General features: G+C 39.7%; 19 protein-coding genes and 1 pseudogene. 17 read left to right on the forward strand and 3 right to left on the reverse strand.

The genetic code is table 11. The features are described 5' to 3' along the window. Positions 1-14 precede the first annotated feature (14 nt). From truA to IEU90_RS06910, 17 genes are all read left to right on the forward strand, one after another. On the forward strand, positions 15-785 hold the full coding sequence (truA, locus tag IEU90_RS06830) for a tRNA pseudouridine(38-40) synthase TruA (protein ID WP_153709937.1): 771 nt from the start codon (positions 15-17) through the stop codon (positions 783-785). Positions 786-890: 105 nt separating this feature from the next. After that, entirely contained in the window at positions 891-1334 is a 444-nt protein-coding gene (gene rplM / locus IEU90_RS06835; RefSeq protein WP_163704323.1) for a 50S ribosomal protein L13, read from the forward strand. Between the two features lie 7 nt (positions 1335-1341). After that, on the forward strand, positions 1342-1743 hold the full coding sequence (gene rpsI, locus IEU90_RS06840; RefSeq protein WP_153709939.1) for a 30S ribosomal protein S9: 402 nt from the start codon (positions 1342-1344) through the stop codon (positions 1741-1743). A 116-nt stretch (positions 1744-1859) separates the two neighbouring features. Continuing rightward, the gene (locus IEU90_RS06845) at positions 1860-2633 is read left to right on the forward strand and encodes a (S)-acetoin forming diacetyl reductase (RefSeq protein WP_153709940.1); all 774 of its coding nucleotides are present in this window, start codon (positions 1860-1862) and stop codon (positions 2631-2633) included. Between the two features lie 142 nt (positions 2634-2775). Next, positions 2776-3402, forward strand: a complete 627-nt coding sequence (locus tag IEU90_RS06850) for a glycoside hydrolase family 73 protein (RefSeq protein ID WP_163704319.1) — start codon at positions 2776-2778, stop codon at positions 3400-3402. An 18-nt stretch (positions 3403-3420) separates the two neighbouring features. After that, positions 3421-3996, forward strand: coding sequence for a xanthine phosphoribosyltransferase (locus tag IEU90_RS06855; protein ID WP_153709942.1), 576 nt, complete (start codon positions 3421-3423; stop codon positions 3994-3996). Positions 3997-4012: 16 nt separating this feature from the next. Continuing rightward, positions 4013-5146, forward strand: coding sequence for an ATP-grasp domain-containing protein (locus tag IEU90_RS06860; RefSeq protein ID WP_153709943.1), 1134 nt, complete (start codon positions 4013-4015; stop codon positions 5144-5146). A 148-nt stretch (positions 5147-5294) separates the two neighbouring features. Continuing rightward, a complete protein-coding gene (gene pcrA, locus IEU90_RS06865) occupies positions 5295-7568 on the forward strand; it encodes a DNA helicase PcrA (RefSeq protein WP_188357906.1) in 2274 nt (757 codons plus the stop codon). An 18-nt stretch (positions 7569-7586) separates the two neighbouring features. Further along, entirely contained in the window at positions 7587-9629 is a 2043-nt protein-coding gene (ligA, locus tag IEU90_RS06870; RefSeq protein ID WP_153709944.1) for an NAD-dependent DNA ligase LigA, read from the forward strand. Positions 9630-9632: 3 nt separating this feature from the next. Further along, on the forward strand, positions 9633-10748 hold the full coding sequence (locus IEU90_RS06875; RefSeq protein ID WP_188357907.1) for a CamS family sex pheromone protein: 1116 nt from the start codon (positions 9633-9635) through the stop codon (positions 10746-10748). 146 nt (positions 10749-10894) lie between these two features. Next, positions 10895-11212 carry an Asp-tRNA(Asn)/Glu-tRNA(Gln) amidotransferase subunit GatC gene (gene gatC / locus IEU90_RS06880; protein WP_153709945.1) on the forward strand — a complete coding sequence of 106 codons (318 nt, stop codon included), beginning with the start codon at positions 10895-10897 and terminating at the stop codon, positions 11210-11212. Next, positions 11212-12684, forward strand: coding sequence for an Asp-tRNA(Asn)/Glu-tRNA(Gln) amidotransferase subunit GatA (gene gatA, locus IEU90_RS06885; protein ID WP_153709946.1), 1473 nt, complete (start codon positions 11212-11214; stop codon positions 12682-12684). Before gatC ends, gatA begins: the two co-directional genes overlap by 1 nt. Before the next feature lies 1 nt (position 12685). Then, positions 12686-14110, forward strand: coding sequence for an Asp-tRNA(Asn)/Glu-tRNA(Gln) amidotransferase subunit GatB (gene gatB / locus IEU90_RS06890; protein ID WP_153709947.1), 1425 nt, complete (start codon positions 12686-12688; stop codon positions 14108-14110). A 9-nt stretch (positions 14111-14119) separates the two neighbouring features. After that, positions 14120-15133 carry a diacylglycerol kinase gene (locus tag IEU90_RS06895; RefSeq protein WP_153709948.1) on the forward strand — a complete coding sequence of 338 codons (1014 nt, stop codon included), beginning with the start codon at positions 14120-14122 and terminating at the stop codon, positions 15131-15133. A 92-nt stretch (positions 15134-15225) separates the two neighbouring features. Then, positions 15226-16596 carry a 23S rRNA (uracil(1939)-C(5))-methyltransferase RlmD gene (rlmD, locus tag IEU90_RS06900; RefSeq protein WP_188357908.1) on the forward strand — a complete coding sequence of 457 codons (1371 nt, stop codon included), beginning with the start codon at positions 15226-15228 and terminating at the stop codon, positions 16594-16596. 503 nt (positions 16597-17099) lie between these two features. After that, positions 17100-17366 (forward strand): AbrB/MazE/SpoVT family DNA-binding domain-containing protein, encoded by a 267-nt coding sequence (locus tag IEU90_RS06905; RefSeq protein ID WP_153709955.1) that lies wholly within the window; start codon positions 17100-17102, stop codon positions 17364-17366. Further along, on the forward strand, positions 17366-17701 hold the full coding sequence (locus tag IEU90_RS06910) for a type II toxin-antitoxin system PemK/MazF family toxin (protein WP_188357909.1): 336 nt from the start codon (positions 17366-17368) through the stop codon (positions 17699-17701). The genes IEU90_RS06905 and IEU90_RS06910 overlap by 1 nt, the downstream gene beginning before the upstream one ends. Positions 17702-17874: 173 nt before the next feature. Here IEU90_RS06910 and IEU90_RS06915 read toward each other — a convergent pair. The 3 genes and pseudogenes from IEU90_RS06915 to IEU90_RS11305 all read right to left on the reverse strand — a co-directional run. Beyond that, positions 17875-18032 (reverse strand): annotated as a pseudogene (locus tag IEU90_RS06915) (transposase); the annotation flags it as partial. Positions 18033-18262: 230 nt separating this feature from the next. Then, positions 18263-19435: a mandelate racemase/muconate lactonizing enzyme family protein gene (locus IEU90_RS06920; protein WP_153709957.1), complete on the reverse strand. Its 1173-nt coding sequence runs from the start codon at positions 19433-19435 to the stop codon at positions 18263-18265. Continuing rightward, positions 19422-20105 carry an MFS transporter gene (locus tag IEU90_RS11305; protein WP_229723616.1) on the reverse strand — a complete coding sequence of 228 codons (684 nt, stop codon included), beginning with the start codon at positions 20103-20105 and terminating at the stop codon, positions 19422-19424. The genes IEU90_RS06920 and IEU90_RS11305 overlap by 14 nt, the downstream gene beginning before the upstream one ends. Positions 20106-20148 lie beyond the last annotated feature (43 nt).

The following is a 20148-nucleotide window of genomic DNA, read 5'->3' on the forward strand; positions in this document are numbered from 1 at the left end:
TAAGGAAGTAAATAATGTATCGGTATAAAATAACTTTTGCTTATGATGGAACTAATTTTTCTGGTTTTCAAATCCAACCGAATAAGCGGACTGTGGAGCAAACACTGAAAAATGCAGTAAATAAGATTGCTAAGCATCCTACTCCAGCAATTCCGGTGATTGGGTCGGGAAGAACGGACGCGGGTGTGCATGCCATTAATCAAGTGGCCCATTTTGATATTCCATACCATTTAAGCAATGAATCAATGAGGAAAGCCCTCAATAGTATTTTACCTTTGGATATTTTAATAAAGAAAGCTGAATTAGTGGACAACGATTTTCATGCGCGTTATAGTGCTCATCGTAAAACCTATCGCTATCGGGTAGATCAAGGAGAGTTTGTTAATCCGTTTAAGCGAAACTATACAGCACATTTTAAATACCCGCTTGATTTACAAAAAATGAAAGTGGCAGCTAAAGATCTAATAGGGACACATGATTTTACAAGTTTTGTTGCTTCGGGAAGTCAAGCGAAGAGTAATGTTAGGACGATTGAGGATATAATTATTAAGCGTGATAAAATACGAAATGAGGTTGTATTTGACTTTACCGGAAATGGTTTCCTTTATAATCAAGTTCGCATTATGGTTGCTTTTCTTTTAGAAGTTGGTAGCGGGCAGCGACCAGTCGATGATGTGTGTAAGGTTCTTGCTGCTAAAGATAGGACACTAGCTAGAATGACTGCACCTGCAAGCGGATTATATTTGGTTAATGTAGATTATGGAACAAATGGTGAAAAGGATTGACGAAAGTGGCAGAAAAAGGTATACTAGCCATTGGTATTTCTTTTCCATCTAATAACTCGGTACACTATTATATGCAAAAGAAAAACAAAATTGGAGGACTTAATCGTGAGAACGACATACATCGCAAAACCTGGTGAAGTTGATCGCAAGTGGTACGTTGTTGATGCTAAGGATGTCCCAATGGGTCGTTTAGCATCTGCAGTCGCATCAATTTTGCGTGGTAAGAACAAGCCAACATTTACTCCACACGTTGATACTGGTGATTACGTTATCGTTATCAACGCTGCGCAAGTTAAGTTAACTGGTAAGAAGGCATCTCAAAAGATGTACTACCGTCACTCAAACTACCCTGGTGGTTTGAAACAACGGACTGCCGGTGACTTCCGTGCAAAGGAACCAGAAAAGTTATTGGAAACTGCTATTAAGGGTATGCTTCCACACAACTCGCTTGGTCATAAGCAAGGTTTGAAGTTACATGTTTATGCTGGTGAAGACCACAAACATGCTGCACAAAACCCAGAAGTTTTAGATATTACTAACTTAATCTAAGGAGGGAATGGAATTGGCTCAACAAGTACAATACAGTGGTACTGGTCGGCGTAAAGATGCAACCGCACGTGTTCGCTTAGTACCAGGTTCAGGTAAGATTACGATGAACGGCAAGGCAATTGAAGACTACATTCCATTTGCCAACTTACGTGCTATCGTTAACCAACCATTTGGCGTTACTAAAACAGAAGGTCAATACGATGTTTTAGCTAATGTTAATGGTGGTGGATTCTCTGGTCAAGCAGGTGCAGTACGTCACGGTATTGCCCGTGCACTTCTCGCTGTTGACCCAGACTTCCGTGACGCTTTAAAGAAAGCTGGTTTATTAACTCGTGACCCTCGTATGAAGGAACGTCGCAAGCCAGGTCTTAAGAAAGCTCGTAAGGCTGCTCAATTCAGTAAGCGTTAATATTTCGATTATCGCTTCCAAAAAGTATCGGCATTATGCTGGTGCTTTTTTAGTTTAAATAAAACTTCCTATTTACTATAATTATAAGTGATTAGTATAAAAAGGAGGGATTACTAATGGCTAAAAAAGTAGCATTAGTAACTGGTGCAAGTCAAGGAATCGGTAAGGCAATTGCTGAAAGGTTAGTAGAAGATGGTTTTGCTGTTACTCTTGTAGCATTAAATGAAGCAAAACTACAACAAGTTGCCGATGAAATTAATAATAACGGTGGTGAAGCATTACCGCTTGTTGCTGATGTTTCCAATCGTGATGAGGTATTTGCCGCTGTTGAGAAAACTGTTGAACATTTTGGCGACTTTAACGTAATTGTTAACAATGCTGGCTTGGGTCCTACTACACCAATTGATTCCATTACTCCGGAACAGTTTGAAAAGGTATATGGAGTAAATGTTGCTGGGGTTCTCTGGGGCATTCAGGCAGCACATAAGGCATTTAAGGATCTTGGACATGGCGGTAAGATTATTAATGCTACTTCCCAAGCGGGAGTTGTTGGTAATCCTAACCTTGCGCTTTACTCAGGAACCAAATTTGCTATTCGCGGTATTACTCAAGTTGCAGCTCAAGATCTTGCAACCGAAGACATTACTGTTAATGCATATGCACCAGGGATTGTTAAGACACCAATGATGTATGATATTGCACATCAAGTTGGTCAAAATGCTGGTAAGAGTGATGAATGGGGAATGGAAACCTTTGCCAAGAACATTGCCATGAAACGACTTTCAGAGCCAGAGGACGTTGCCAATGTGGTAAGTTTCTTAGCTGGTTCTGATTCAAATTACGTTACGGGTCAAACGATTATTGTTGATGGCGGAATGCAATTCCACTAAAAATTAATAAAGATAATGGGATCATGGGTTAACGGCGCCATGATCCTTTTTTAACTTCTTCTAAAAATATTAAGATAAATTAACCCAAATGAGGTGGAGTTTGCTACAATTAATAACTAGTAGAAAAGAGGAGGCTAAACTTGTGGCAAAACGGAAGCGGAGAAGTAAAAATCGCCATACGGGTAGAACATGGGTTATCAGTATCCTAGCTGTAATTGTTATTTTTTTAGGTGTATACGTTGGACACCATTTTTACCGTATTTGGAATCAGCAACGAATCGAACAAGAGGCACGGGAGAAGGATCGCCGAGCAAAGCAATTATTTATTCAGCAAGTTGCTCCTGAAGCTCAAGCAATGCAAAATACTTATCATGTATACGCATCGATTACAATTGCCCAAGCGATTCTTGAATCTCAATGGGGAACTAGCCAGCTGGCATCACAATACCATAATTTATTTGGGATTAAGGGAACAGGTGCTAATTCGCAAGTAATGACAACCAAAGAGTACGTTAATGGTAAGTGGATCGTTACTAAAGGTCGTTTTCGGGTTTATGATAGTTGGAGTGATTCCATTAAAGATCATACCCGTCTGATGCTCAATGGGACAGATACTAATCAGCAAAATTATGACCGAGTTGTACATGCAACTAACTATCAGGAAGCGGCTCGCGGACTACAAGAAGCCGGTTATGCAACTGATCCTGATTATGCACAAAAGTTAATTTCTGTAATCAAAGCTTATAAATTATATAACTATGATAAGTAGTGATAGAGGGGCATTAAAATGAAAGAGTTAGAAGAAAAAATCAAGAAATACGGAACTGTCTTACCAGGTAATGTGCTAAAAGTTGATGCATTTTTGAACCACCAAGTTGATCCCAAATTAATGCTGCATATAGGTCAAGAGTTTGCGAAGTTATTTGCAAATGAAGGCATTACTAAGATTTGGACTGTTGAATCATCAGGGATTGCGCCAGCTGTAATGACAGGATTAGAAATGAACCTTCCCGTTATTTTTGCTCGTAAGCATAAAAGTTTGACCCTCAATCAAAATATGTATACTGCTGATGTATATTCTTATACTAAAAAAACTACTAATCGTATTTCGATTTCTAAAAAGTATGTAGAACCTGATGATAAGATTTTGATGATTGATGATTTCTTAGCTAATGGTCAAGCAGTTGAAGGACTATTAGAAATTGCTGATCAAGCTGGAGTTCAGGTAGCAGGGGCTGGAATTGTTATTGAAAAGAGTTTCCAACCCGGAGCAGGTGAGTTAAAAGAACGGGGGATTCGTGTTGAATCATTGGCACGAATTCAATCATTGCGCGATAATAAAGTTGAATTCGTAAAAGACTAATAAGGGAAGTGAGAAAATGGGCAGAAATGCTATTTACCCAGGCAGTACTTTAGGAATTATCGGAATTAATCGAAATGGTGCGGCATTAATTGCAACAGCCAAAAAAGCAGGCTTTAACGTTGGTGTTTATATTGATCGTTCGCAGCCATCAGTAACTAAGATGGCAGACTTTACAATCGTCGGTGCATTGAACGATCGTGTGAAATTAACACAATTTGGTGAAGCATGTGACGCAATTATCTATCAGACACCAAATGTTGATTCACGCGTATTGCACTATTTGAGTCAATATGCAGTAGTTCCACAGGGGATTAATGCCTTAGAGATTGTTCAAGATCGGTTAATGGAAAGAGCATTCTTGGATCAAGTAAATATTAATATTGCTCCTTATGTTACTGTGGTTAGTTTAGATGATGTTTACCAATCGATTGATTCTATTGGTTATCCTGCATTATTAAAACCCATTCAACGTGGAATCGGTGAAAACTCGATGCTGATTGAGCGGCAATCGGATATTACTCGAGCAGCAGATTTCATTGATACTGGTACATATTTATTGGAATCATGGATTGAACATACAAACGAGTATACGATGACAGCGGCAACAGATGGAAAAGATACAGAAATCTTCCCATTAGCACAGCTGCAGTATAATAAAGAGCGTCAATTAATCTCTGTGGCTACACCAGCAAGTGTTCATGAAGATATGCTAAAAGAAATGCAACGAATTGTAAAAAGTGTGGCAGCTTCACTTGAATATCACGGTGTTTTCTCAGTTAATTTCTATGTCACATCAACGGGGACATTATATGTGAAGAACATTGAGCCAGGATTGACTTCCATTGCTAACGTATATGATGCAACAGCTAATGTCGACCAGTATGAGGAACAACTAAGATGTGCAGTTGGAATGCCATTACATATTATTACTCCGCTTCAAACTGGTTTGTTAATGGTAATCCGTAATTATCAGTCACGTGCTATTCAACGTCAGTGGCTTCTTAAGAATAATTGGAAGTTTAGATTTTTCAATGATGTTGGCGACAGTGATCAGGCAATACTAGGATTTGTGTGGGTTACCGGTAGTGATAACCTTGCTGCGTTAAAGAATCAGGTTGATGATACTGAGGTTTGGAAAGATCAAGCCTAACTTGAAATAAGGAGCGCTAAATAATGAGGGACTGGGTATATTTCACAGTCTCTTTATTTTTCCTAACATATGTTCGATTTTAATCGCCAAACAAGATCTTAATTTGGTATAATATTAGCCGATGAAATTTTAGAGAGGATGGAACAGCGTGAATAACGGTCAAGCATTATTAGAAGGAATGAACGATAAGCAATCCGAAGCAGTGTTAACTACAGAAGGACCACTGTTAGTAATGGCAGGAGCTGGTTCAGGAAAAACGCGGGTATTGACACATCGGGTAGCCTATTTGATTGAAGAAAATGGTGTATTGCCATGGAATATTCTAGCAATTACGTTTACCAATAAGGCTGCTCGCGAAATGAAAGAACGAGTGGGTAAATTGCTTGGTGAGAGTGCTAATGAGATCTGGGTCTCAACTTTTCACGCATTGTGTGTTCGAATCCTCCGTCGTGATATTGAAAAGATCGGCTATAATCGTGCTTTTACGATTGCTGATACGAGTGAGCAACGGACATTAATGAAGCGGATTTGTGGAGAGTTAAATATCGACACTAAGAAGTTTGATCCACGAAGTATTCTTAGCGCTATTTCTAATGCTAAGAATGCGTTAATGACACCTGATGACTATAGCAAAGAAGCTAATAGTATGTTTGAAAACATGGTTGCCCGTGCTTACAAGCTTTATCAACAAGAATTAGAAGCCAATCAAGCATTGGATTTTGATGATTTGATTATGAAAACAATTGAGTTGCTAGAAAGTGACCAGGAAACACTCGAATTTTATCAAGATAAGTTTCATTATATCCATGTGGATGAGTACCAGGATACCAATGATGCCCAATATCGGTTAGTTAATTTACTAGCACAAAAGTATCAAAACTTATGTGTAGTGGGGGATGCTGATCAGAGTATTTATGGTTGGCGTGGTGCTAATATGAATAATATTTTAAATTTTGAGCATGACTATCCCCAGGCGAAGACGGTAATGTTGGAGCAAAATTATCGTTCGACGCAGACAATCTTAAATGCAGCAAATGAAGTTATTGCTAATAACCTCTATCGTAAAAAGAAAAATCTTTGGACAGAAAATGGGCAAGGAGATAAGATTTCATATTACCGTGCCCAAAATGAGCATGATGAGGCGCAATTTATTGTTTCTAAGATTAAAGAAGAACAAGAAAAAAATGGTTATCACTTTAATGACTTTGCCGTTCTTTATCGTACAAATGCTCAATCACGGATGATCGAAGAAACTTTCTTAAAGAGTAGTATTCCATATACAATGGTTGGCGGGCACAAATTTTATGATCGGCGTGAAATTCGCGATATCTTAGCATATCTAACGTTAATTGTTAATCCTGCCGATTCGATGAGCTTTGAACGAGTTGTTAATACTCCCAAACGAGGAATTGGATTAACAAGTGTTGAACACCTTCGTAATTTTGCTAATGAGAATGGATGGACATTGTTAAAAGCTGCTCAAAATGTTGATACTGCTAATGAGATCACTGCGCGAACCCGGAATAAGATTGATGAATTTGGGCAATTGATGGCTAATTTGACTAAACAAGCAGAATACCTTACGCTGACGGATTTAACTGAGCAAATTTTAGAATTAAGCGGCTATAATAAGATGCTTAACGATGATCGCAGCCTTGAAGCACAAGCTCGTCGTGAAAACCTTGATGAATTTAAATCTGTTACACAGGAATATGATGAACAACATAAAGATGACGATGATTCAAATATCCAAAAGATCATTAACTTTTTAGCTGATTTAGCTCTTGTTTCAGATCAGGACGATGTTGATGAGCAGGCACCGGCAGTAACTTTGATGACGTTACATGCAGCTAAAGGGCTTGAATTTCCGGATGTCTTCCTTGTAGGAATGGAAGAAGGCATTTTCCCATTATCCCGTGCTTTAATGGAAGATGATGAATTAGAAGAAGAACGGCGCTTGGCTTATGTTGGAATAACCCGGGCGAAGAAAAAGCTATACCTTACCAATGCCTTTTCACGGTTACTTTATGGTCGCGTTCAGCGTAACCAGCCATCTCGTTTTGTAGAAGAAATCGATTCTGATTTATTGCAGTTTGAAAATAATCCATCTGGTAACAGTATTAGTGATAGTAAAATCCCATTTGGTCGTGCTGCTGCAACAGCTACTACATATCATGATCAACCAAAGCGAACTTATCGAAGTGCAGGTAAGCGGGTAAAACCAATCACTAATAATGGAACCGGTGCTGATAAAGTTGGCTGGAAGACTGGTGATAAGGTTGAGCATAAGAAGTGGGGTCAAGGAACGGTAGTGAAAGTTAGTGGGAGCGGCAATGATATGGAATTGGACATTGCATTCCCAAGCCAGGGAGTAAAACGACTGCTAGCAAGTTTTGCCCCAATAACTAAAGTACAAAAATAATGAAATGAGGCGGATGAGATGAGTGAAAAACAGACGCCAGTAAATGAAATGAGCCTTGAACAAGCCCAAAAAGAGGTTAAACCATTACGGGACAAGTTAACCAAATGGGGCAAAGAGTATTATGAACAAGATAACCCAAGTGTTGAAGATTATGTTTATGATCGGGCCTACCAGCGATTAGTTGAGCTTGAAGAGCAGTTTCCACAGCTAAAGTCAGCTGATTCGCCAACCCAGCGTGTAGGTGGAGCAGCAGAAAGTCAACTAACAAAGGTTCGTCATGAGATTCCGATGCTATCGATGGGGGATGTCTTTTCAATTGAAGAATTGATGGATTTTAACCAACGGCAACAAGAAAATAGTGATGTTAAGGTTAAACCGGAATATAATCTTGAATTGAAGATTGATGGCCTCTCACTTTCCCTTGTTTATGAGAATGGAAAATTAGTTCAAGGTTCTACACGGGGGAACGGAACGATTGGTGAGGATGTTACTGCTAATGTGCGAACCATTAAATCAGTTCCAAAAAAATTGCCAGAACCGCTATCAATTGAATTTCGCGGGGAATGCTATATGCCTAAAGAAGCTTTTGCAAAGTTAAACGCAAAACGTGAAGCAGAGGGATTGCCTGTTTTTGCTAATCCCCGAAATGCTGCAGCAGGAAGCTTAAGACAGCTCGATCCGCAAGTAACAGCGCGTCGGGAATTAGATACGTTCATGTACTATGTTCCTGAATATCAAAAACTTGGCGTTAAGACGCAAGCAGAAGCGCTTGAACGAATGAGAAAGTTAGGATTCAATGTCAATCCTAATAATCGGGTCGTCCATAATCGAGAAGAAATAGAAAAATATATTGAAGAATATACCGCACAACGGGATAAGCTTACTTACGGAATTGACGGTATTGTTGAAAAGGTTAATGATCTTGATACTGAAGTGGCACTTGGTAATACCGTTAAGGTGCCACGGTGGGAAATTGCTTATAAATTTCCGCCAGAAGAGCAAGCAACGATTGTTCGTGATATTGTCTGGACAGTTGGACGAACAGGTAATGTAACGCCAACAGCAGTAATGGATCCGGTTCAATTAGCAGGAACCACGGTTAGCCGCGCTTCCTTGCATAATCCGGATTATCTTCGTGAAAAAGATATTCGGATTGGTGATACAGTTTATTTGCATAAGGCTGGTGATATTATCCCCGAAATATCAAAGGTCGACTTAGCTAAACGGTCAGCCGATTCTGTTGAGTACGAAATTCCAACGAAATGTCCCGTTTGTGGTTCAGAGTTAGTCCATCTTGATGAGGAAGTTGCATTGCGCTGCATCAATCCGATGTGTCCAGCACAAATTAAGGAAGGACTAGCACATTTTGCTTCACGAAATGCAATGAACATCGACGGGTTAGGGCCTAAAATTATCGAACAATTATGGGATAAAGAGTTAGTTCATGATGTTGCTGGTCTGTACCGCCTTAATCATGACCAATTATTAACTTTAGATAAATTTGGTGAGAAATCAACGACCAACCTATTGACATCGATTGATAATAGTCGTAATAATTCTGTCGAGCGCTTATTATTTGGTCTTGGTATCCGTCATGTTGGTGCAAAGGCGGCGCGGATTATTATGGAACATTTTGGTAATCTTGATGCCTTAATGAAAGCTAGTGCGGATGAAGTTTCCGCAATTAATGGAATTGGCCCAACAATTGGGGAAAGTATTGTAACTTATTTTGCTAATCAACAAGTTGTTAAATTGATTGACGAATTGCGAGAAGTTGGGGTAAACTTTGCTTATCTTGGCTCACGGTCAAATACTAATCCTGATAGTGAATGGAACGATCGCCGGGTAGTATTGACTGGTAAATTAACAGAAATGACCCGTGGTGAAGCAAAATCTTGGCTTGAAGACCATGGTGCCAAGGTAACCGGAAGCGTCTCAAAGAAAACAGATATTGTCATTGCTGGTGCTGATGCTGGTAGTAAACTCACAAAGGCCCAAGATTTGGGGATTGATGTGTGGAATGAACAGCAATTTAGCCAAGCGATGAAGGAGGAACAGTAAATCGTGAAGCGAAAGGTAAAAAAAATAGCCGTTAGTGCTGCGGTTTTGATGTGTACCGTCTTGCTTGCATCATGTGGTTTTGGCGGAAAGTCATCGTCCAAAAACTATTCAACAACCGGTTCAGGTAATGGTACTTATCAAGGTGTGATTAAGAATGGGCGTTACCGAACAAGTAAGGCTCGTGGGGTAAATGTCTCACAAAATGATAATCAATATAACCTTAAGAGTTTTGAATCAGGATTAACTCAGATTTCAAAACGGGTCTTTTCAACAAAGAGCTATATTTTCCAAGAAGGTCAATATCTTAGTAGCGGTACTATTGAGAACTGGCTTGGACGGAAAACGAAGAGTAATCCAGAAGGGTTAAATCCAGCGCAAGGAAAGAAGAGTAATCCTAACCCAATCTATGTTCAGCAGATTGAAGAACAGGATTATATGCAAGAGAGTGGTAATTCCATGAAGCTTCGCGGAATTACAATCGGTATTGGGTTAAATTCAGAATATAATTATCAAACTAAAACAGGCGGACCGACACTAACTAAGAAGATTAGTGATAGTGAGCTTCGTCGCCAAGGTGAAGCTGCCGCGGAAAAGGTTCTTCAACGAGTTCGGAAAAAGTCTGGAGTCGGCAATGTTCCGATTGTTATCGCATTATACAAACAAGCACCAGATGATAGTTTAGTTGGTGGAACTTTCTTTGCTTATAGTAAGAACAACGGTGATACAATTAGCAACTGGCGGAAGTTAGATTACAAGAATGTAGTCCTCCCGAAGGCAAGTGCGGCCACAACCAACAGCTCGGATCAAACGGATGATGACAGTTTCTCAAACTTTAAGAGTCAGATTCAGAGCTTCTTCCCTAATCTAAGCGGGGTTACAGCCCAAGCCCAATATGAAAATGGAACTTTGTCTGGAATGCACATTACTGTTACTACACAATTCTATAGTCAAACTGAAATTACGAGTTTTACTCAGTACATTACACGGGCGGCTAAGAAATACTTACCTAATGGAATCCCAATTGACATTAAGATTCAATCTGATTCTGAAATCCAAGCAGTTGTTTATCGGAATGCTGGTTCAGATAATTTCCAGTCTCATATTTTTGATTCTTATTAAGAGTAAAAAGGAGAATATCAATTCGTTGTAAAAAAGCGAAGTGGTAACTCCTTTTTATTTGTTCATGGATGAAATAAGAACCTATTCTGTGCTAAAATTGTTAACTGTATATGTAGATTTAAATTACTGGAAAAGAGGTAAAGAGAATGGCCAGTAAAATCACTGAGCAACAGGTAGAACACGTTGCTGAACTTGCTAAGCTTGAATTCCCTAAGGATGAACTTGGTAAGTTTACCACTCAATTAGGAAACATTATCGATATGTTTGAGGACCTCGAAGCGGTTGATACTGATGGCGTCGAACCAATGACATCAGCAACCGATCGGGTAAATGTAATGCGTGAAGATAAGGCAGTTAAGAGTTCAAAAGAAGAACAAGAAGCCTTACTTAACAATGCGCCCGAAACTGATGGTGGCTACATCAAGGTTCCGGCAATTCTTGACGAAAGTGAGGATGGCGAATAATGGACTTTTACCAAACAAGCTTGAGTCAATTGCATGATGATTTGGTAAATAAGAAAATCAGTGCAACTGAATTAACTAAGGAAACTTTTGACCACATCAAAGGTAACGAGGACCAAGTTAAGGCTTTTATTAGCTTAAATGAAGATCAAGCAATGAAACGAGCTGCAGAAATTGATGCTAAGGGTATTAGCACTGACCAATTAACTGCTGGTGTTCCGCTTGCTGTTAAGGATAACATCTTAACAAAGGGCTTAACCACAACGGCTGCTTCAAAGATGCTTGAAAACTTTAACCCTGTTTATGATGCTACTGTTGTTGAAAAGTTAAATAATGCTGGCTATATTAACGTTGGTAAGACTAACCTTGATGAATTTGCGATGGGTTCATCAACTGAAAACTCAGCATTCTTTACAACTCATAACCCATGGGATCTTACGCGGGTTCCTGGTGGTTCTTCAGGCGGTTCTGCGGCTGCGGTTGCTGCTGGGGATGTTTTAGGTGCGCTTGGTACTGATACTGGTGGTTCTATCCGGATGCCAGCTTCATTTAACGGTGTTGTTGGGATGAAGCCTACTTATGGCCGTGTATCACGTTGGGGAATCATTGCCTTTGGTTCAAGTTTTGATCAAGTTGGTTGGTTAACCCAAAACGTTAAGGATAATGCCTTGTTAACTGCCTTGATCAGCGGAAACGATGAACGGGATATGACATCTTCGCTTAAAGAAGTTCCAGATTGGGCAGCGCAGTTAAATGAAAATACAAATGTTAAGGGCTTACGAATTGCGGTACCAAAAGAATACTTTGATGGTTTAGACGAAGATGTTCAAGAAGTAATCAAGGCTGCTTTAGATCACTTAGAATCCCTTGGTGCAGTTATTGATGAAGTAAGCTTGCCACATACTAAGTACGGGGTTCCAGCTTACTACATTTTAGCCTCATCTGAAGCATCTTCTAACCTTCAACGGTATGATGGAATTCGCTATGGCTTCCGGGCTGACGATGTTAAAAACTTAGAGGATGTTTATGTTCGTTCTCGTTCAGAAGGTTTTGGTGAAGAAGTTAAACGGCGGATTATGTTGGGGACCTTCTCTCTTTCTGCTGGTTTTTATGATGCTTACTTTAACAAGGCTGCGAAAGTTCGGCGCTTAATTGCTCAAGATTTTGAAGAAGTATTCAAGGATCATGATGTAATTATTGGTGCTACTGGTGCTTCAACTGCATTTAAGATTGGTGCAGAAATTGATGACCCACAAACTATGTATATGAATGATGTCCTTACTGTTCCTATTAACATGGCCGGCCTTCCAGCAATGTCTATTCCTGCTGGATTCTCGGCTAAAAACGGAATGCCGGTTGGTCTGCAAATCATTGGTAAGGCCTTTGATGAACAAACCATTTACAATACAGGTTATGTTTTTGAACAGACAACTGATTTCCACAAGAAGACACCAAAGTTAGGAGGTCAAAACTAAGATGAACTTTCAAACAACAATCGGTCTAGAAGTCCACGTTGAATTGAAGACTAATTCAAAGATTTATAGTCCATCCCCCGTTGAATATGGTGACCAGCCTAACGCTAACACCAACGTTATTGACTGGGGATATCCTGGTGTATTGCCAAGCTTAAACAAAGGTGTAGTTCATGACGGAATCATGGCCGGCCTTGCTCTCCATGCGCAAATTGCCCACCATATGCATTTTGATCGAAAGAACTATTTCTATCCTGATAATCCAAAAGCCTACCAGATTACGCAGTCGGATACGCCAATCGCTCATGATGGTTGGATTGAGATTGAAGTAAATGGTAAGAAGAAAAAGATCGGGATTAAAGAAATGCATATTGAAGAAGATGCTGGTAAGAACACGCACACTAGCAAGTATTCATATGTTGACTTGAACCGGCAAGGAACCCCATTAATCGAAATTGTTTCTAAACCGGACATTGCTTCACCAGAAGAAGCGGTTGCCTACTTGGAAGCATTGCGCCAACGAATTCAGTTTACGGGAATCTCTGACGTGAAGATGGAAGAAGGGTCCATGCGGGTTGATACCAACATTTCAATTCGTCCAATTGGTTCTGATGAGTTTGGAACTAAGACCGAAATGAAGAACATCAACTCCTTTAACTATGTTCGTAAGGCACTAGCATTTGAAGAAAAACGTCACCAAAATGTTTTGATGTCAGGCGGAACAATTGCTCAGGAAACTCGTCGTTATGATGAACCAACGGGAACGACAATTTCAATGCGGACAAAGGAAGGTTCCGATGATTATCGTTACTTCCCAGAACCAGATTTACCACCAGTAAATGTTAGTGATGAATGGATTAGCGAAATTGAAAGTGAAATGCCAGAAATGCCTGGTGAGCGTCGTGAACACTATGTTAAGGATCTTGGACTAAGTGATTATGATGCAATGGTTCTTACACAAACAAAGGAAATGTCTGACTTCTTTGAAGAAGCTGTTAAAGACGGCGGGGAACCAAAGCGGGTAGCTAACTACTTAATGAATGATGTAAATTCATACTTGAACGATAAGCAAGTTGATTTACAGGATACCAAGTTAACCCCTGCTAACCTTGCTGGAATGGTGAAGTTAATTGAAGATGGTACCATTTCTTCTAAGATGGCTAAGAAAGTCTTCAAGGGTATCTTAGATGGTGAGGAGCCAAATGCGTACGCTAAGGAACATGGCCTTGTTCAATTGTCTGATCCTGCTCAGCTTCAGCCAATCGTTGATGAAGTACTTGCCAATAACGAACAGTCAATTGAAGACTTCAAGAATGGTAAAGATCGGGCTGTTGGTTACCTAATGGGCCAAATTATGAAACAAACTCGTGGTAAAGCAAACCCACAAGTTGTTACTCAATTATTGATGAAGTCTTTGAAGGCTAAATAGTTAGGAGGGATGACCGTGCGAAAACGTGCTCGGATAATTTATAATCCTACTTCGGGGCGTGAGACTTTTCGTAGCGACCTCGTAGATATCCTATCGATTTATGAAAAAGCAGGTTATGAGACCAGTGCTTTTGCGACTACTCCTGCTCCTAACTCAGCCAAAAATGAAGCTACTCGTGCTGCTAAGGATGGTTTTGATTTAATTGTCGCAGCTGGTGGTGATGGGACACTTAATGAAGTGGTTAATGGAATTGCGGGCTTAGAACACCGACCGACATTAGCCATTATCCCTGCCGGAACAACGAATGATTATGCGCGGGCATTACGAATTCCACGAGATGATCCGATTGCGGCGGCCAAGTTAATCTTGAAAAAGAATAAGAAATTTAAGATTGATATTGGTCGTGCGGGTGATAATTACTTCATGAACATTGCCGCTGGTGGGACAATGACAGAGGTAACCTACGAAGTCCCATCCCAAATGAAATCATTATTTGGCTATGCTGCTTATTTTGCCAAGGGTGCAGAATTAATCCCACGAATTAAACCGATTGAAATGCTGATTAAGTATGATGGGCAAGAATATCGTGGTAATGCAACAATGTTTATGATTGCCCTTACTAACTCAGTAGGTGGTTTCGAGCAGATTGTTCCTGACGCTTCTCTTGATGATGGTAAGTTTACAATGATTATCATTAAGAAGAGTAACGTCATTGATATGCTAAGTTTAATGGCAAAGGCGCTTCAAGGTAAGCACCTTGATGATCCACGAATTATTTATGCTAAGGCAACTGATATTGAAGTCATTCCATTAAATAAGGAAGACCGCTTAATGGTTAACCTTGATGGCGAATATGGTGGTGACGCGCCGATGCACTTCCATAACTTAAAGCAGCACTTAGAAGTTATTGCTAATTTGGATGAAATTCCTGAAGACGCAATTACGACTTCTGCTGATTTTAAGCGGGTCGAAAAAGACTTTATGGATGGCATTGACGATATTAAAGATCAAGAAAATAAGTAAATAAAACGGTCAGCTTCTGGAAGAGGAAGTTGGCCGTTTATTTTGCTATAATAGTAAAAGTTTGTAACGTTGAAATTATTGGAGGAATAACTTTGAAACTAAACATTCCAGTACATAAAAATGAAGAGTACCCTGCGAAAGTAGTTGACCTAACTTATGAGGGTAACGGGGTTGTGAAGATTGATGATTTTCCCATCTTCGTTCCCAATGCTTTGCCAGGGGAAGAGATCACAGTAAGGATCACTAAAGTTGCCAGCCACTTTGCCTGGGGCCGGGTGATGGCATGGCAAAAGAAGAGTCCTGACCGGGTTGATGTTAAGGATAAGAAGTATATCCAGACAGGGATTGCGCCGCTGGGTCATTTGAAATATGAAGCCCAATTGAAATTTAAACAGCACCAAATCGCTGAGTTGCTGGCAAAGGCACATTTAGATGAGATTGAAGTATTGCCAACGATGGGGATGGACAAGCCGTACCATTATCGGAATAAGGCCCAAGTTCCAGTGAAGACAGTTCGTGGTCAATTGGAAACTGGTTTCTACAAGCGCGGCAGTCATAACTTAGTACCGATTGAGGATTTCTATATCCAAGATCCGGCTATTGATAAGGCCATTGTAGTTGTCCGTGATTTATTACGGAAGTACCATATTCAACCATATGATGAACGAACTGGTAAAGGTGTGATCCGGACAGTGATGGTGCGTCGGGGATATTACAGTCATGAGGTAATGGTTGTTTTGGTTACCAACACCAAACGCTTACCGATGGAAAAGCAAATTGTTGACGGAATTGTTGCTGAGGTCCCAGAAGTAAAGAGCATCGTTCAGAATATTAATGATAAGAAGACTAATCGCTTGCTTGGTGACAAGAATAAAACACTGTGGGGTGCCGATGAAATTCATGATCAATTACTTGGCATTGATTTTGCTATTTCCCCATTATCGTTCTACCAAGTTAATCCGCAACAAACTGAACGCCTTTACCAAACAGCCATTGATAATGCGGGTTTAGATGGTAGCCAAACGGTCATTGACGCTTACTGTGGAATTGGGACCATCTCATTAGCCGCCGCTAAGCATGCTAAACAGGTTTACGGGGTTGAAATTGTTCCCGCAGCAATTGATGATGCCAAGCACAATGCCAAACGAAACGGAATTAAGAATGCTAAATTCGTTGTTGGCAAGGCAGAAGAGCAATTTGCGAAGTGGCAAGAAGATGGCCTAAAGCCAGATGTCGTAATCGTTGATCCGCCACGGAAAGGATTAGCGGAATCGTTGATTGAAGCGACTGGTAAGATGGGGCCAGAGAAGGTTATTTATGTTAGTTGTAATCCCGCTACCTTAGTTCGTGATATCCAACGTTTTGCTGAACAGGGATACCACGTAACGAAGCCGATTCAGCCAGTGGACCAGTTTCCACAGACGACACATGTTGAGAGTGTGACGGTGTTGGAACGAGCATAGCAAAGTTCGATTACTTACGAATGACTCATGTGATAGCCACCCAAGAATGAGGAGTAGAGCGACGAGTGATTGGAGAGTAGCGAACCGCTGAGGTGGTAACGGTGTTGGGAAAGTAATAGAGGGTTGATACGGGGGTAATGATGAGTAGCAATCTTTTTAAGACCTTAGCAGTTCAATTAAAGCAAAGACATTTACGTTCTGTTGGGTTTTGGCGCCAATATGAGTGGAATATTCTGATTAATTCTTAATAGAAAAATGGTAAAATTAATATATAATAAAAGATTCTGCCAGTAATGGCGTTACGTTGCTTAATAGTGCGTAATATAGAAAAGTACTCTAAGTCTTAATGTATTTTTAGACAAAGAGTACTTTTTAATTAGTTGAACTACAATTTCCTGTGACGTTTAACTGTTATCGTGCGAGTAATTCTCGTTGAGTAAATTAAAACTTAGTATAATTATATTGTAAGAAGTAAGACGGCTTACGAATAAGGAGGCGAGAAGATGGATAATGCATTAACAGGTAAAGTTTCTCAAAAGGGACAACTGGTTATTCCAGTATCTATTCGAAAAGCTTTAGGAATAGAAAAAGGCTCTGAGGTTTCGTTTGAAGTAAAAGGTAATGAAATCAGGATCAAAAAAGTACCGACAGCATTAGACTGGTCAAATCTGGTTGAGCAACTGCCAGAGGAAAAAGTTAAAATTGATAAGAATGGTCATTATGATCCTAAAGAATCACCTAATTTTCACGATTGGATGGTTAATGGCTAATGCAACCAATGGATATTTATATTGCTGATGTTCCATTTGATGAAGAAAATGGTAGTAAGGTTCGTCCAGCCTTAGTTCTTCGTGTTCAAAATGGTTGGGTCAATGTTTTTAAGGTAACTAGTCAATATCAGAAAAAATCAGCTAAAATCAGACAATTGTATTACCCAATTTGTGAATGGAAACAGGCAGGGTTAAAGAAAAAGTCCTATGTAGATATTCATCGAACGTATAGTTTACCCGAAAAATTCATTTTTAGTAGAAGGCCAATTGGTAAACTAACGGAACTGGATCGGATTAAACTATTTGAATTTATTCAAAGTATACAAAGAAAATAAAAGTGTAAGATTATATTTAATAACATATGTTAAATTCGTGGCGGCTCTTTAACTTACAGATAAAATAGGCAACGAGCACTGGTATAACAGAGTTCTTAATAGATTAGAAGTATACTAATTTCATTTTTAATGATGGAAATTAGAATATTTTTTGTCTTAATTATGGCTTTTCGTCAAGAAGTGCTGATAAAAAATAGAATAAATTTGCTAAGCAGCTTGTGCCTGAACTTTGGTAATGAGAGAAGAATTCGGACACGAGAGTTAAAAAATTACGAAAACCGTAAGTAGTTCGTTTGATTACTTTGATTTTATTATTGGTTCCCTTAACTGGTTCAGTAAATTTTTGGGGGTTCCTAACATAATTTTGATGGAATTATCCATTAAAGATGGTCCTTTCTTAAACGAAGAAGGGAGTGCAGCCATCTTTCGTTTTTTAAACTAAAATAAGCACTGATGTTAAGTTTTATCAGCACTTAATTGTAGAGTCTGATTTTTTGATTAATTAGCGTATCAACTGTTGATCAGTATCATGTAAATCTGTTTGTGCAATAATGCTCTATCTTATTTAACAGTCACAATCTGACTATTTCTAAAGGCAACTGTTGATAGTTCGTTACCAATGCCAGGCCGATCTGGGACCGTTAACTCGCCATTGATTGGTTCATAATCATATTTAGTTAGAGCCAGCATCTTTGGCATTGCCGTATTAATGTTGTATTCGTGGATGACAAAATTGGGCAAGGTGGATTCTAAATTTAAGGAAACGGCAGTCATCAAATTGCTGCCAGTGATATGTATTTGGACGCCAATATCACTAGTAGCGGCCATGTCACAGATTTTCTTAACTTCGGTCACGCCGCCTGCTGTTCCAATATCCGGCTGGGCTACTTGGATTGCTCCTTGGTCAAAGGTACGTTTAAAGTCCCAACGAGAATATAAACGTTCTCCAGAAGCAATTGGCAAACCGGTCTCATGATGAACGGTTGCCAATAGGCTGGGATCTGGTTTAACAGGCTCTTCGTAATATAGAGGAGCATATTGCTTAGCTAGCTGACCAAAACGAATCGCTGCCATTTTTCCAGTTAGTGCATGATTTTCTAAGATCAAATCAGCTTTGGAACCGAGAACGTGACGGACGGCTTGTAAACGTCTTTCTGCCAGGTCAAGGTAAGCGGTGGTTAAGAGATTTTCTTGATTGTTATGCTTAATTGGCTGGCCTTGTTCATCGAAAGTCAGAAAGTTGATTTTAACCGCATCAAATCCCTTATTCATGGCAATCTGGGTATTAGCTGCATAGTCTTCAGGGTTACCAGCATGATGACGACCAACTCCCCAACCCATCTGCAATTGACTAGCATAGGCTCGAACCTGCCGACGCTGTTTGCCACCTAACAATTCATGCAACGGGGCATTATAATATTTACCCTTAATGTCCCACAAAGCCATGTCAAAAGCTGAAATGGCACCAAAAATTACTGGACCAGCGTTTAAACCAAAGAAACTCTGTCGGTATAGCTTTTCCCAGATTACTTCATGTTCCAACGGATTCATTCCAATTAACATGGGAGCTAGATCGCGCATTTCTGCGAAAGCCGCGTGACGAACAGCACCATAGGAAAGTGCTACTTCACCGTCCCCATAAAGGCCATTGTCAGTATAAATGCGACAGAATGATGGGCGCCAGCCGTCTTCAACCGGAGCACTGTATAGTAAATCAATTTTAGTTATTTTCATTTCTACTTCCTCCTAGTGCAGTGAATATTAATAATACCAGTACAATTAAGTTTATGAACGCTAAAAAAGTAAAACTGTGGGTGAAGCCTCTTTTTCCTGTACTTATCGTCAACAGGAATGTTATCAGTGCCGTACTTAGGCTGCCAAATAATTGTCGCGTTACGGTAATAATCGTAATTCCATGTGCGACAAGCTTAGTTGGTAAAAAGTTGCTGCCTTGAGTAGTAGCAGGCATTAATACTAATCCGCTACCGATCGCCGTTAGACAAGAAAATAATAATAATTTGAAAGTTGTCAAATGATCGCTATCAATCACAAATAGTAGAAAACTTGCGTCTAGAAGAGTCATACCGGTTACCATTACTAAATTTGCGTTCAACCAACTGGTGAGGGGACTAATGATAAGATTTATAACTACAAGCGTTAAGGCAGGAATTAATAAATTCAAACTAACTTCGAAGCCCCTCTGGCCTAAGATTTCTTGATAAAACAAGGGAAGTAGGGTAGTTAAATCAATTAATGATGCATAAGCCATACCTGATAATAATAGGCAAAGATCAAATCGCCAGTAACGTAAAGCTTGAATTTGCAATAAAGGATGCTCGTAATACAATTGACGATTAATAAACATGATGCAAAAAAATAAGCTGATTACTAAAACTGTTAGCAATGGAATTTCCCGACTCGTCCAAGATACATTGAGAAGGTACAAG

This window comes from Limosilactobacillus caviae (assembly GCF_014635905.1).
In the GTDB taxonomy this organism is placed as follows: Bacteria; Bacillota; Bacilli; order Lactobacillales; family Lactobacillaceae; genus Limosilactobacillus; species Limosilactobacillus caviae.

Coding starts and splice junctions, on each gene's coding strand:
- truA (WP_153709937.1), top strand. CDS start 15: ATGTATCGGTATAAAATAACTTTTGCTTATGATGGAACTAATTTTTCT.
- rpsI (WP_153709939.1), top strand. CDS start 1,342: ATGGAATTGGCTCAACAAGTACAATACAGTGGTACTGGTCGGCGTAAA.
- IEU90_RS06845 (WP_153709940.1), top strand. CDS start 1,860: ATGGCTAAAAAAGTAGCATTAGTAACTGGTGCAAGTCAAGGAATCGGT.
- IEU90_RS06855 (WP_153709942.1), top strand. CDS start 3,421: ATGAAAGAGTTAGAAGAAAAAATCAAGAAATACGGAACTGTCTTACCA.
- IEU90_RS06860 (WP_153709943.1), top strand. CDS start 4,013: ATGGGCAGAAATGCTATTTACCCAGGCAGTACTTTAGGAATTATCGGA.
- ligA (WP_153709944.1), top strand. CDS start 7,587: ATGAGTGAAAAACAGACGCCAGTAAATGAAATGAGCCTTGAACAAGCC.
- gatC (WP_153709945.1), top strand. CDS start 10,895: ATGGCCAGTAAAATCACTGAGCAACAGGTAGAACACGTTGCTGAACTT.
- gatA (WP_153709946.1), top strand. CDS start 11,212: ATGGACTTTTACCAAACAAGCTTGAGTCAATTGCATGATGATTTGGTA.
- gatB (WP_153709947.1), top strand. CDS start 12,686: ATGAACTTTCAAACAACAATCGGTCTAGAAGTCCACGTTGAATTGAAG.
- IEU90_RS06895 (WP_153709948.1), top strand. CDS start 14,120: ATGACCGTGCGAAAACGTGCTCGGATAATTTATAATCCTACTTCGGGG.
- IEU90_RS06905 (WP_153709955.1), top strand. CDS start 17,100: ATGGATAATGCATTAACAGGTAAAGTTTCTCAAAAGGGACAACTGGTT.
- IEU90_RS06910 (WP_188357909.1), top strand. CDS start 17,366: ATGCAACCAATGGATATTTATATTGCTGATGTTCCATTTGATGAAGAA.
- IEU90_RS06920 (WP_153709957.1), bottom strand. CDS start 19,435: ATGAAAATAACTAAAATTGATTTACTATACAGTGCTCCGGTTGAAGAC.